Raw genomic sequence first — 14087 nt, forward strand, 5'->3', positions numbered from 1 at the left:
ATGTTCTGGCGGACAATTGACACACCTCACGAAGCAATTAAGCGACTCCGGCGCGAATTAGGCGTCTGTAATGTTGTCGCGACGCTGCTGGCGCAGCGGGGCTTCATTGATCCGGAGGATGCGGACCGCCACCTGAATCCGCGTCTCTCGCACCTGGATTGCCCCTTTTCTATTAATAATATGGATGCCGCGGTGGATCGCCTGATCGCCGCCATGGGCAACGGCGAGGAAATCTGCCTTGTGGGCGATTACGATGTAGACGGCGTGACGAGCACGTCGCTGATGGTGATGATTCTCCGCCGCCTCGGCGTGAGCCCGCGTTTTTACGTGCCGCGCCGCCTGGATGAAGGTTACGGCCTGAGCGATGCTGCGCTGGAGCGCGTCCTGAGCGATGGCGTGCCGGACCTGTTTATCGCGTTGGATTGCGGCACGAACTCGGTCAACGAAGTGGCGGCGCTGCGCAAACAGGGCGTCGATGTGCTGATTATCGATCACCACCAGTCCAAGGACGAGACGCCGGCAGACGCGATTTTGATCAATCCGCATATTTCCGGCCAAAGTGAGGCCGCCTGGGGCGATAGCTGCACGGTGGGGTTGGTCTTTAAATTTGTTCACGCGCTGGTGAAGCGCCTCCGCGAGCAGGGCAATCCGATCGCGAAAGAAATCAAACTCCGCGATTATCTGGACCTCGTGGCGCTGGGCACCGTGGCGGACCTCGTGCCTCTGCGTGATGAAAACCGCATTTTTACGCGATTTGGCCTGCAATGCCTCGGCCGCACGGAGCGCCCGGGCTTGCTCGCACTGATGCAGGTGGCCGGGCTGGAGCTGGAGCAACCGCTGGCCACGACGGATATCGCCTTTCGCCTCGGACCGCGGATTAACGCCAGTGGCCGTCTGGGAGACGCGGCCGTCCCGGTGAATCTTTTACTGAGCGAAGAATACAGCGAATGCCTGGACATCGCGCGCGAGCTGGACACCCGTAACCGCGAGCGGCAGACGATCGAACGCGCGATTTTCGATGAAGCCCGCGAGCAGGCCCTTTCTCAGGGCGATGCGGCTGGGCTCGTGGTGTATGGCGCGGACTGGCATCCGGGCGTGGTAGGCATTGTCGCGGGTAAGCTGGCTAAGGAATTTTATCGCCCCTGCATCGCCCTTGGCGGTGAGGGGGAGTTGGCAAAGGGCTCCGGTCGCAGCGTGGCGGGCATCGACCTACAGGCGGCGCTGCATTTGTGCGACTCTCTCTTTATAGAATGGGGCGGGCATCCGATGGCAGTTGGTGTGACCCTGGAAGCCGCCCGCGTTGACGAACTGCGCAAAGCCTTTTCGCAGGCGGTATTGACCGTCGTTCCCGAGCCGCTGGAGCCGGAACTGGAAATTGCCGCCTGGATGGACGCCGCCGAACTGCGCGGCGACGTGGTCAATGCCTTGGACGAGCTGCAGCCCTACGGCCAGTCTCACCCGACGCCGGTCATTGGCCTGCGCGGTGTGCGCTTGATGGATTCCGCCTTTGTCTTTGGCGGCCGGCACGCGCGTTTTCGTTTTCAGTGTAATGGCGGGGATGCGTTTTCCGCCGTTGCCTGGGGGATGGGCGACCGCCCGCCGCCAATGGGCCGGGAGATCGAGCTAGCGGTCAAGCTGGGCTGGAACCGTTGGCAAGGCCGCTGCGAGCCTCAGGCCGAGGTGCTCGACTGGCGCGGTTGATTGCGGAATGCGGAGTTCGGAGTTCGGATTTTGCAAACGAGACTGTCCGCTAAGTGGCACGAAGGGATGCTAAGAAAATTTTAGCGCAGCCCTTATTTCGCATCTCATTGGGTATCTTTGACGGCCATCGCGTTAAAAAATCCGCAATCCGCATTCCCAAATCCGCAATTCCCCGCTGCTCCTATCTTATATAGATATAGTAGGAGGCGATGATGGCACCGAGGTAGACAAACGGGAAGCCCCAGAGCGATAGCTTGTCGATGAGGTCGGCTAGCTGTTCGCGTTTTTTCTTGTGGAGATACCAGAGCAGCAGGCTTTGGAAGACCACGCCCGCCATAATAATAAAGGACAGGAAGACAATGGCGTCCGTGAAGGTGAAGTAGGGGATGCGTGGTAGGGAGCCGTCGATCAGGAATTGGTAGGCGACAATCGTCAAAATGCCGATGAAGGCGATGTTCAGGCGGTCGGTCAGGTTGTTGGAATCGATCCAGAAAATCGACCACATCAATATGATTAGTATAAAGAGCGGAAAAAGGATGTCCCAGATAATGTGCCCGGGCTCACGTTGCAGGGTAAAATAGACTTTTAGTTGAGAGACTTCCTGGGGTTCGCCAAAGAAACGATGTTTGACGGTGATTACTTCACTGCGGACATCGAGCAGCTTCCATTCGGCGATGTTTATTTGATTGTTTAGCTGCACATAGTCCTCGCTGGCTTCGGTAATCGCCGGATCATCCTTTAAAATAACCTGCTCAGTGCTGTTGCCGAACGGAATGAGAATGGCGCTAAGCTCCTGCTGATCGAAAGGAAACTTTCTCAGGTTCATCGTGCTTTGAACGGTGATGTTGCGCTCCTCCAAGTAGCGCACGCGGCCATCACTGTAGACTTCTACCTTAATACCGTCGGCTTCGCCGGCCCCAATGCGGTTTAGCACGACAAACTGCGGCCACCAGCCGGAGTAGATTTCATTGAACTGAAACTCGCCCTGGAAAATCTTTACGTCCGCGCCGTATTCCTCGGCGTCAAAGGCCAGGCGGGGGTCTTTCCAGCGGGCATAGAGGATAACTTCCGCCTCAAAGGTCTCATCCACTTCGGCTAGTCTGATAATATCGGCCACAAAGACGCCAACGGTCACCACTGTGGGGCTGGAAGGCGGGTTGGGCATGCCCGCATCGATACCAAATGTGCGGCTGGAGATTACAAGAAGTGCGATAAGTAGCTGAAAAACGCGTTGGAGATATAGCATATCCATGGAAATACCCTCAAATTAAGGCTCTGGTCGACCCGATTATGAGCGAAAACGCGGAAAATTCAGATTCAGCGCGTCATTAAATCGAAGGAGGCGATAAATCGACTCGTGCTGTAGCCCTTTATTCATGGGGCTTTGGGGCCTGTGGATAACTATTTCGCTTTTTTCGAAAATATTCCTTGCCGAAGTGAATCTAAACTGTAGCTTCCGTCATCTTTCCCTGATGACTGGCCTCGCCGGTCGGAAGCGAAAACGTTCTTTAAAAGGTCTAAGTTAGTGGTTTCGGGAGGCTGAAAAAAAGTTTAAACTTTTTCTTGCCAACTGAAATTATTGAGGCAGTCTTCGCAACCTTTCGCACACCACTGAGTGGTAAGCGGAACCGAAAAAGATTCCTTCGGGAATCTAATTCGAAACGTTCTTTAAAAGGTTTGAGAAGCGACGAGATTCGTCACCGAAAAAAGTTAAACTTTTTTGTTGACGACTCGGCATTGTCTCGGCACTTTTCGCAGTCTTTCGCTCATCGCTAAAGCGGTCAGCGAAACAACCAAAACCCAATCGGGTAAAGGTTGTTTTGTTCTTCAAAAGGCTTAGTGAAATTTGTCACGTCACCGAAAAAAGTTAAACTTTTTTGTTGACGACTCGACATTGTCTCGGCACTTTTCGCAGTCTTTCGCTCATCGCTAAAAGCGGTCAGCGAGACAGCCAAAACCCAATCGGGTGAGCGTTGTTTTTGTTCTTCAAAAGGCACTGTGAAATTTAAGTTTCGTTAATGTGAAAAAAGTGAAAACTTTTTGTTGACGAGCCGCGAAACTAATCTAGCTTCCACGGCCTTTCGCCTAGCTCGACCGAGCGACGCGAAAAAGAATATTTGTTCTTTCTGAAAGTTTTTTGAAAAAAGGGGTTGACGAACCGAAGATGAATCTTCTTTATGGGCGTCTTTCCCAAATCGCTCAAACGAGCGAACGGAACTTTCAAATCGTTCTTTGAAAATTACTTTGTGCGAGTGCGTAGGCACTCAACAATTCCAACATTTAAAAACACAACATTACGTTAACTGTCGGATTTCGGTCCGACACGTAGTCCATTTAATCCATAGGATTATCGGACTCACGAAAGCTTTAAATACTTTCGGAGAGTTTGATCCTGGCTCAGAGTAAACGCTGGCGGCATGGCTCAGACATGCAAGTCGAACGAGAAGCCCTTCGGGGCAGAAAGTGGCAAACGGGTGCGTAACACGTGAACAACCTGCCTTAAAGTGGGGGATAGCCTTCCGAAAGGAAGATTAATACCGCATGTGGCAGATCTTCGCATGAAGATCTCGCTAAAGCTTGCAATGGCGCTTTAAGAGGGGTTCGCGGCCTATCAGCTTGTTGGTGAGGTAACGGCTCACCAAGGCTAAGACGGGTAACTGGTCTGAGAGGATGATCAGTCACACTGGAACTGAGACACGGTCCAGACACCTACGGGTGGCAGCAGTTTCGAATCATTGGCTAATGCGCGAAAGCGTGACCATGCAATGCCGCGTGGGGGATGACGGCCTTCGGGTTGTAAACCCCTGTCAATAAGGAATAAAACCACGTGAAGAGCGTGCTTGAACTAACTTATAGAGGAAGAGGTGGCTAACTCCGTGCCAGCAGCCGCGGTAATACGGAGACCTCGAGCGTTACTCGGATTCACTGGGCGTAAAGGGAGCGCAGGCGGATTGGTGTGTCAGGTGTGAAAGCCCAGGGCTCAACTCTGGAACTGCGCCTGAAACTACCAATCTTGAGGCTTGGAGAGGTAAGCGGAATTCCTGGTGTAGCGGTGAAATGCATAGATATCAGGAGGAACACCAATGGCGAAGGCAGCTTACTGGACAAGTTCTGACGCTCAGGCTCGAAAGCGTGGGTAGCGAAAGGGATTAGATACCCCTGTAGTCCACGCCGTAAACGTTGCACACTAGGTCTTAGGAGATTCGACCCTCTTAGGGCCCAAGCTAACGCGATAAGTGTGCCGCCTGAGGACTACGACCGCAAGGTTAAAACTCAAAGGAATTGACGGGGGCCCGCACAAGCGGTGGAGCATGTGGCTTAATTCGATGCAACGCGAAGAACCTTACCTAGGCTTGACATGGATTGGACCGACTGTGAAAGCAGTCTTCCCTTCGGGGCCGATTCACAGGTGCTGCATGGCTGTCGTCAGCTCGTGTCGTGAGATGTTCGGTTAAGTCCGGCAACGAGCGCAACCCTCGTCCTTAGTTACCATCATTCAGTTGGGGACTCTAAGGAGACAAACTTCTATTCGAAGTGGGAAGGTGGGGATGACGTCAAGTCAGTATGGCCCTTACGCCTAGGGCTGCACACGTGCTACAATGCCCAGTACAATGAGACGCAATACCGCGAGGTGGAGCAAATCTTTAAAGCTGGGCCCAGTTCGGATTGGAGTCTGCAACTCGACTCCATGAAGCCGGAATCGCTAGTAACGGCGTATCAGCAATGACGCCGTGAATACGTTCCCGGGCCTTGTACACACCGCCCGTCAAGTCATGAAAGCCGGTTCTGCCCGAAGTACGTGAGTTAACTTCGGAGACAGCGTCCTAAGGCAGGGCTGGTGATTGGGACTAAGTCGTAACAAGGTAGCCGTAGGGGAACCTGCGGCTGGATCACCTCCTTTCTAAGGAGAAATCTCGAGACTCTCGCGAGTCTGTAGAGATGAGGTCGAACCCTCGCAAGGGGGTTTGGAAGTGAGCGCCTGCGCATCGTACAAAGTAGTTTTTATGATCGATAATACAAGAGACAACCACTCCGCTGGGAAACCGGCGTTTATCGTTCTTTGATAGTTTATTCCGATTATTTTCTCGAACCGACCGGTTCGCGTCGGGCTAGTTATTATTTAAAATAACCCCGTCGACATTTTTTAGAAGTTTTCTGTTGATTTCAGAAAATTCGTCGCCAGATTAAGCGACTCCCTTTTGGGGCTGTAGCTCAGTTGGAAGAGCGTCTGCTTTGCAAGCAGAATGTCGTCGGTTCGAGCCCGTCCAGCTCCACCAGTTTACAAGTTCGAACGTTCGAAAGTTCGGATGTTCGAAGGTTAACTACTTTCGAACCTTCAAACTCAGAACTTTCCAACCTAATAAGGGCGATTAGCTCAGTTGGTTAGAGCATCGTGTTGATAACGCGAGGGTCACTGGTTCGAGTCCAGTATCGCCCACCATTGGGAATGTATACGAAGTAATTTTCGGGATAAACCAAAACGAATTTCTATCTTACAATTCGTAAGATGTTCGTTCTTTGACAGTCTGATGTATGCGGATTAAACGTACGTATATGCAGCTAGATCACATGACTACGTGATCTGGCGATTACAATATCTTCATTGATAAACACGTTAATCTAGCGTTTTGAGAATCAAATTTATAAAGACGGTGAATTGATAGACTAAATAAATTAAAGCAATAAGTGAATGCCTTGGCGACACCAGGCGATGAAGGACGTGCCAAGCTGCGATAAGCTCCGGTTAGCGGCAAAGACGCTTTGACCCGGAGATTTCCGAATGGGGCAACCCAGCAGTTTCGACTGTTATCATACACTGAACACATAGGTGTATGAAGCGATACCCGCCGAAGTGAAACATCTCAGTAAGCGGAGGAAAAGAAAGAGAATTCGATTCCGTAAGTAGTGGCGAGCGAAAGCGGAACAGGCCAAACCGGGAGGATTTATCCTCTCGGGGTATGGAGCCCGTTGTGGTACTAACAATGTTAGCAGAAGCTTCTGGAAAGCTGCATCATAGAGGGTGAAAATCCCGTATGCGAAAACTGCGTTAGGCCTAGGGAATTCCTGAGTAGCACCGGACACGTGAAACCCGGTGTGAATGTGTGCAGACCACTGCATAAGCCTAAATACTAGGTGTCGACCGATAGTGAACCAGTACCGTGAGGGAAAGGTGAAAAGCACCCCTGTTAGGGGAGTGAAAGAGTACCTGAAACTTATTGCTGACAAGCGGTCGGAGCTCTCTTGTAGAGTGACGGCGTACCTCTTGCATAATGGGTCTGGGAGTTCATGTTCGTAGCAAGCTTAAGGCATTACGTGCCGTAGGCGCAGGGAAACCGAGTCTGAATAGGGCGATGAGTTGCGGGCATGATACCCGAAGCGGAGGCGATCTACCCTTGGCCAGGTTGAAGCTTTGGTAACACAAAGTGGAGGACCGAACGCACACACCTTGAGAAGTGTGGCGATGAGCTGAGGGTCGGAGTGAAAGGCTAATCAAGCCCCGTGATAGCTGGTTCTCGCCGAAATATATTTAGGTATAGCGTCTTGTGCTGACTCTCGGGGGTAGAGCACTGAAAAGGCTAGGGCCCCATACCGGGGTACCAAACCTTATCAAACTCCGAATACCGAGAGGTGTAACAAGGCAGTCAGACTGCGGGGGATAAGCTCCGTAGTCGAGAGGGAAACAGCCCAGACCGCCGATTAAGGCCCCTAAATAGTAGCTAAGTGGATGGAAGGATGTGAATCTTCACAGACAATAGGGATGTTGGCTTAGAGGCAGCCACCATTTAAACAGTGCGTAATAGCTGACCTATCGAGAGGATTTGCGCCGAAGATGATCGGGACTAAGCTACTTGCCGAAATCGCGGGATCGAAGGATCAGTAGGCGAGCGTTCTAACAGCATCGAAGTCATCTGGTAACGGGTGGTGGAGCGGTTAGAAGTGAGAATCCAGACATGAGTAACGATAAACAAGGTTAGAATCCTTGTCGCCGTAAGGATAAGGTTTCCTGGGCAACGTTCGTCGCCCCAGGGTTAGTCGGCTCCTAACACGAGGCCGTAAGGAGTAGTGGATGGAAAGCAGGTTAATATTCCTGCACCGAGTAGAAAGGACGGATTGGAAAGACCCCCTATCTTATTGAATTGGGAGTTGATAGCTACGGCTTGATACGCAGGGGTTGGACCGGTTCCAAGAAAAGCTTCTACATTTAGGCCGTACCGCAAACCGACACAGGTATCCGGGATGAGTATTCTCAGGCGCGTGGGTTAACCCTCCTTAAGGAACTCGGCAAATTGGCCCCGTATCTTCGGTATAAGGGGTGCCCGCTTCGGCGGGCCGCAGTGAAGAGGTGCAACCAACTGTTTAGCAAAAACACAGCTCTCTGCCAACACGCAAGTGGACGTATAGGGAGTGACACGTGACCAATGCGGAAAGGTGAACACTTGTTGTTAACGCTTCGAGTCTAAGCCCCCGTGAATGTCGGCCGTAACTATAACGGTCCTAAGGTAGCGAAATTCCTTGTCGGGTAAGTTCCGACCTGCACGAATCGTGAAATGAGTTGCACGCTGTCTCAAGGAGGTGCCCAGTGAAATTGTAGTCGCTGTGAAGATGCAGCGTACCCGCAGCAGGACGGAAAGACCCTATGAACCTTAACTGTAAGCAGGTATTGGTATTTGACTTTCATTGCGTAGGATAGGCGGGAGGCTTTGAAGCCGCACTCCAGGGTGTGGTGGAGCCAATGGTGAAATACCGCTCTATGTTTGTTAGATATCTAACCCCGATCCCGTTAGCCGGGCGGGGGACAGTGCTTGCGGGTCAGTTTGACTGGGGCGGTCTCCTCCTAAAGTGTAACGGAGGATTACGAAGGTCACCTCAGGCCGGTTGGCAATCGGCCAAAGAGCACATGGGTATAAGGTGGCTTTACTGTGAGACCTACAAGTCGAGCAGTTGCGAAAGCAGGTCCAAGTGATCCGGCGGTCCAGAGTGGGACGGCCGTCGCTTAAAGGATAAAAGGTACTCTAGGGATAACAGGCTGATTCCACCCAAGCGTTCACAGCGACGGTGGAGTTTGGCACCTCGATGTCGGCTCATCACATCCTGGGGCTGGAGAAGGTCCCAAGGGTTAGGCTGTTCGCCTATTAAAGTGGTACGCGAGCTGGGTTCAGAACGTCGTGAGACAGTTCGGTCCTCTATCCGCTGTGGGCGTTGGAGATTTGAGGGGTTCATTCATCAGTACGAGAGGACCGTGAATGACATGCCTCTGGTGTTCCGGTTATTGCGTCAGCAGTAGCGCCGGGTAGCTAAGCATGGAACCGATAAGCGCTGAAAGCATCTAAGCGCCAAGCGATTCCCAAGATAAGATCTCCCTAAGGATCCTGGTAGACCACCAGGTTGATAGGTCAGATGTGTAAGTGCAGTAATGCATTGAGCTAACTGATACTAATGATCCAATTGGTTTAGTCTATCGATTAACCAATCTTTACAACTACTCAAAATGCTGGATCGGGCATTCGCCCGGGTCCCATACATCAGACTTCACTTTTATAAGTAGCAAAACCAAGCAAACATGCTGGTCACCTTCGCTACACTAGGAAATACCTAGCTGAATTCCGAGGAATTCATCATAGCTACGGTAAAATTCCCAGAACTGGTGACCACAGGTGAGGTGAAATACACGTTCCCATCCCGAACACGCTCGTCAAGCCCTCAACCGCCGATGGTAGTGCCGCCCCGATGTGGTGCGAGAGTAGGTTATTGCCAGGTTATGACCCGCTTTTCCGAATAGGAGAAGCGGGTCTTTTTTTGCCCAAATACCAGGACTCAGCAGAAATAATTGGCCATGATTTCAATATCTTAACGTTGTTCTTACGGTAAAGATGCTGGTCAAATCGTTGGCTTTCACTTATTTACTGAATTCTGCTTCTTACATGACCGATTTTGACTACAACACGATTCCGGCTGGATACTATGATGTCATTTTCCGTGAAAACGGAGGGCCGCGCGGTAAATGGCATGACTTGAAATTTCAGCACGTTCAGTCGCGAATGGCAGATTACCGCCGACATCTGGATATCGGTTGTGGTCCCGGAACCTTTATTGGGACCTTATCTAAAGACAAGGAGTCGATCGGAGTTGATATTTCTGCTGCTCAAATTGCCTATGCAACGGAAAATTACGCTACCGCGAAGCATCGTTTTGAAACGGTAACTTCAGAAAAATTGCCATACTCGGACAATTCATTTGATTGCATCACGCTCGTTGAGGTTATCGAACACCTCACGTACGAATATTCAGTATCCTTACTGAAAGAAGCGTATCGTGTCTTGGAGCCTGGTGGTCGGTTAATGGTAACCACTCCGAATTATTCCAGCAGTTGGCCCTTGTTGGAGCGTGTTGTAAACCGATATTCTACAGTGAGTTACGTAGATCAGCATATCGTTCTTTATAAAAAGCCGATGGTTGAACGACTGTTTGCTGAAGTGGGCTTTACCAACGTCTCGGTATCCGGATTTCAAGGATACGCTTTCTTAACGGCAGTCATGAGCTGGAAAATGCCAGAGCGCATTCAGGGAATTTTCAACGCGATGCCTGCGTATTTCAGCGAACTGCTAATATTGGGTGTAGGAGTGAAATGAGCATGCCGCAAGTCAGTGTCATCATTCCCACTTTCAACGAGGCCGATAACGTTCGCGTCATGTGGGAAAAGTTGAAGGACGTACTTGGCGATTGGGAATGGGAGTTAATTTTCGTCGACGATGACTCGCCCGATGGCACTAGCAACATGGTTGCGAAGCTTGCCAATGAAGATTCTCGTGTTCGATTGATCCGCCGTATTGGTCGGCGTGGCCTATCTTCGGCCAGTATTGAAGGATTCATGGCCAGCGTTGCTCCATATATCGTCTTGATGGATGCCGATGGTCAGCACGATGAAGGTATTTTGCCGGAAATGTTGCGTATTTTGCGCGATGAATCTTTGGATATGGTCATTGGTAGCCGCTACACGGGGGACGGCAGTGCCGATGGGCTGTCCAGCAAAGGCCGTGTTTTTGCCAGTCAGTTTGCGACACGGATGAGCACTTTAGTCATGAGGGAATCGGTAACGGATCCGATGAGTGGTTACTTTGCGATGAGTCGCCCATTCCTTGAGCGCACGGTGCGAAATGTATCCGGCAAGGGGTATAAGATTTTACTCGATCTAATAACATCCAACCGTGAGCCGCTGCGCTATAGAGAAGTGTCTTATTCGTTTCGTGAACGGATGGCAGGGGACAGCAAGCTCGACACCAATGTAGCTGCAGAGTACGTGCTTATGCTGCTCGATAAATCCGTGGGTAAGTTCGTGCCAGCACGGTTCATTATGTTTATTTTGAGCGGTAGCTTGGGAGCTTTAATGCACTTGGTGATCCTTGCGTCAGCTCTTTATAGTTTAGGTTTAGGCTTTGTTTATTCCCAGTTGTTTGCTTCTGGGATGGCGATGATAGTGAACTTTATCGTTAATAACAAGTTCACTTATCATGACCAGAAAGTGTCTGGGCTCAGTCTGTTGCCGGCTCTAATAAAATTCGTATTAATTTGCAGCGTTGGTGCTGTAACGAACCTCGTGGTTGCGGCTACGCTTTTCGATCATGGCATTGCCTGGTGGTTGTCTGGTCTGATTGGTGCCGGGATCGGTGCAGTGTGGAACTACGCAGTGAGCAGCACATTGACTTGGGGGAAGTTTAAATGACTCGTCTTTGGATTCAGCAGCAATGGGTTAAATTCTTAATACTCACCGCGTTGGTGGTGGTGCCGGTCGTTAGTATTTACTGGCCTATGTTTGGGCATGAACCCGTTTTAGACGACCCCAGACAAATTGAATTCATATGGGGCATGGATTCTATTTGGGATTGTTTCATCCCGGACAGTGCTAATTGGTATCGCCCGTTTAAAAACGTCGTCTTTTATCTAGCCCTTGGCGAAGGGGCTAATGTGCAGGCCTTAAAGCAAGTATGTTTAGCTCTTTTTGTTCTGAACATATACATCATTTATTTGCTGCTGGATAAGCTTTTCAAATCCGGGCTCTGGTCATTGCTGGGCACTGCTGTTTTCGCTTTTCACCCGACAATGGTGTCTAGTGTCCAATTCCTGAGCGCTTGTAATAATTTGATCTGTCTTTCGTTCATCATGTTGATGCTCTGGCTGGGGCTGATCTACGGTGAGCGGACTGCCGATAAGCCGAAAAATGAGTGGCCGCGCGCGATCTTCAGTCTCTGTTTGCTCTGCCTGATGCTGGCTCTCATCGCCTATGAAGCGGCAATTACGGCGTTTGGCATGTTGATATTATTGTTACTGGTGCGGCATGGCTGGAGTTTTTGTATATCCAGGCACGGACTGCGGTTGTGGGGAGGTTCAGTCCTGATAATCGTGGCTTATCTCTTCATCCGAACCGATACCGCCAGCATGCAGTTTATCAGCCCGTCATTGCCGCGCGAAGTTACGTCGATGGATCTAATATTACGCGCGCCATACTATGCCTACACGCACTTTATGCTGTGGGTCGAGCCTTGGGGGCGTGGGGGCGTATTTCTGGATGATGACCCGCGCGATCGCCTGATGTCTGGTTTGATCGGCTGGGGTATTCTTGCGGGCTTAACCCTTGTGTTGCTCCGCTTGCTGTTTACTCAGTATCGTTTGGTCGCGGCGGGCGTGTTAATTTATCTCGGGGGCATGGTGCCTTTGTGCAATTTCCTCGCTCTGGGGAACGGGCCGATTTGCAACTACTATCTGTTGATACCCGGGCTTGGCTTGGTGATCGCCGTCATTGAGCTTTTACGGATACTTTGGAATATGCGGGCAGCCTGGGTGCGCGGCCTCATTGGCGTTGTGCTGATGGGCGTTTTGGTCGGTGGTTTGTGGGAAACGCGGGTGCGTGTATTTGCCTGGGAAAACGAGGCCTCACTCATTGATTTTTCGGTTCAAAATTACCCAGATAATTATCATGCGCTGACGCTGCAGGCGATTCGCTGGATTAAGAATGGGCAGCATGACGCGGGGACCGAGCAGTTGAAGCAAGCGCAGCAGTTGGCTCCATGGACTTTGAAGCCTTATACCTACGCTGCCTATAGCTACCGTGTGCAGGGGCAGAATGACAAAGCCATCGAGGTGCTGCTGCAGCACACGGAGGCCAATGGTTATCTAAGCTGGGTCATTGGTGAACGAATGGCGGAGGTATATCTAATCGAGCGAAACATGGAGCAGTTGGACCCGCTATTGACGCAATTGCTGAGCATGGAGCCGCACCCTGCCGAGGAATGCCGATTCTATGTGCGGGTGGTGATTCCGTATTTCCTGTTGATGAACCGGATCGCGGAGGCTAAGTCTTTGGTGGAGGCCTTGGATAACTCCTGCTCTGGTGATCTGGATCAGTTGGAAATGCTCCGCCAGCATGAGGCCTTTCTGCGGCAGCGTGATACGGCCAAATAGAGCAATGTCACGCCTCGTAGATTGCGAGCAATGGGGCCATGGCATCGGATGCTTGACAGGGCATTGGTTTTCAAACTGGGTAAAGGTTTTTTTATGAAATTCTTTGAAGGGCTCAAGGGTGACAACACCGTTACCGTAGAAGCTGACCGCATGGGCGCGATTGATTGGGCGGACATGTGGCGGTTTCGGGAGCTTTTTCTGGCTCTGGCTTGGCGTGATTTATTAGTGCGCTACAAGCAAACCGCGGTAGGCGTGATGTGGGCGATACTTGACCCCTTGCTTAGCATGCTGGTGCTGGTGCTGGTCTTTGGGGTGATCGCCAAGATGCCCGGGAGTACCCCTGTGGTCGTGTTCGCCGGGATGTTGCCTTGGCAGATGTTTAATCTCGGGCTGACGAACTCCTCTTTCTCCCTGATGAATAATGCGGCGATCTTATCGAAAATTTACTTCCCGCGCATTATCCTGCCCACGAGCTCGGTGACGGTGAACGTTGTGGATCTGCTTATTAATTACGTGATCTTGGCCGTGCTCATGCTTATCTACGACTACTCTTTTTCGTGGAAGTTCTTGCTGGTGGTGCCGATTGCGCTCCTTGGCATGATGGTGGCCTTCGGCATTGGGCTTTTCGTCTCCTGCCTCTACGTGAAATACCGCGACTTTAAGATTATCCTGCCGTTTGTCTTGAAAATCGGTCTGCTGGTAACTCCCGTGGGCTTCCAGTTGGCGGATAAGGATTGGACGATCAAGGCCTTACTTTCGCTGAATCCATTAACCGGAATTGTCGAGGGGTGCCGCTGGGCCGTCATTCCGGATTATGAATTTTTTGGCCCGAGTATTTTCGTGAGCCTGGCCTTCATTATTGCCGTATTATATACCGGCAGCCGTTTTTTCCGTCGTTCGGAGAAGTGGCTCAACGACGTTATCTAATT

7 protein-coding genes, 2 tRNA genes and 3 rRNA genes are annotated in these 14087 nt (G+C 51.1%); 10 read left to right on the forward strand and 2 right to left on the reverse strand.

The window, feature by feature from the left end:
- Positions 1-1701, forward strand: coding sequence for a single-stranded-DNA-specific exonuclease RecJ (recJ, locus tag O3S85_RS17970; RefSeq protein WP_269542213.1), 1701 nt, complete (start codon positions 1-3; stop codon positions 1699-1701).
- A gap of 181 nt (positions 1702-1882) precedes the next feature.
- Here recJ and O3S85_RS17975 read toward each other — a convergent pair whose 3' ends face one another.
- Positions 1883-2953: a ligand-gated ion channel gene (locus O3S85_RS17975; protein ID WP_269542214.1), complete on the reverse strand. Its 1071-nt coding sequence runs from the start codon at positions 2951-2953 to the stop codon at positions 1883-1885.
- A 529-nt stretch (positions 2954-3482) separates the two neighbouring features.
- Positions 3483-3698 (reverse strand): hypothetical protein, encoded by a 216-nt coding sequence (locus O3S85_RS17980; RefSeq protein WP_269542215.1) that lies wholly within the window; start codon positions 3696-3698, stop codon positions 3483-3485.
- Between the two features lie 377 nt (positions 3699-4075).
- Between O3S85_RS17980 and O3S85_RS17985 the strand changes: the two genes are divergently transcribed.
- The 9 genes from O3S85_RS17985 (at position 4076) to O3S85_RS18025 (ending at position 14085) form a co-directional block, all read left to right on the forward strand.
- Positions 4076-5602: ribosomal RNA gene (locus O3S85_RS17985) — 16S ribosomal RNA — on the forward strand.
- 300 nt (positions 5603-5902) lie between these two features.
- A tRNA-Ala gene (locus tag O3S85_RS17990) sits at positions 5903-5978 on the forward strand.
- Positions 5979-6065: 87 nt separating this feature from the next.
- A tRNA-Ile gene (locus O3S85_RS17995) sits at positions 6066-6142 on the forward strand.
- 222 nt (positions 6143-6364) lie between these two features.
- Positions 6365-9160 (forward strand): 23S ribosomal RNA (locus O3S85_RS18000).
- 182 nt (positions 9161-9342) lie between these two features.
- Positions 9343-9459, forward strand: a 5S ribosomal RNA gene (gene rrf / locus O3S85_RS18005).
- Together the 16S, 23S and 5S rRNA genes with 2 tRNA genes alongside form the textbook arrangement of a ribosomal RNA operon.
- A 164-nt stretch (positions 9460-9623) precedes the next feature.
- Entirely contained in the window at positions 9624-10331 is a 708-nt protein-coding gene (locus tag O3S85_RS18010) for a class I SAM-dependent methyltransferase (RefSeq protein ID WP_269542216.1), read from the forward strand.
- Between the two features lie 2 nt (positions 10332-10333).
- The gene (locus O3S85_RS18015; RefSeq protein WP_269542217.1) at positions 10334-11422 is read left to right on the forward strand and encodes a glycosyltransferase; all 1089 of its coding nucleotides are present in this window, start codon (positions 10334-10336) and stop codon (positions 11420-11422) included.
- Positions 11419-13158 (forward strand): tetratricopeptide repeat protein, encoded by a 1740-nt coding sequence (locus O3S85_RS18020; RefSeq protein WP_269542218.1) that lies wholly within the window; start codon positions 11419-11421, stop codon positions 13156-13158. Before O3S85_RS18015 ends, O3S85_RS18020 begins: the two co-directional genes overlap by 4 nt.
- Positions 13159-13251: 93 nt before the next feature.
- Positions 13252-14085: an ABC transporter permease gene (locus O3S85_RS18025; protein WP_269542219.1), complete on the forward strand. Its 834-nt coding sequence runs from the start codon at positions 13252-13254 to the stop codon at positions 14083-14085.
- Positions 14086-14087 lie beyond the last annotated feature (2 nt).

The organism is Cerasicoccus sp. TK19100 (genome assembly GCF_027257155.1).
Taxonomy (GTDB): domain Bacteria; phylum Verrucomicrobiota; class Verrucomicrobiia; order Opitutales; family Cerasicoccaceae; genus Cerasicoccus; species Cerasicoccus fimbriatus.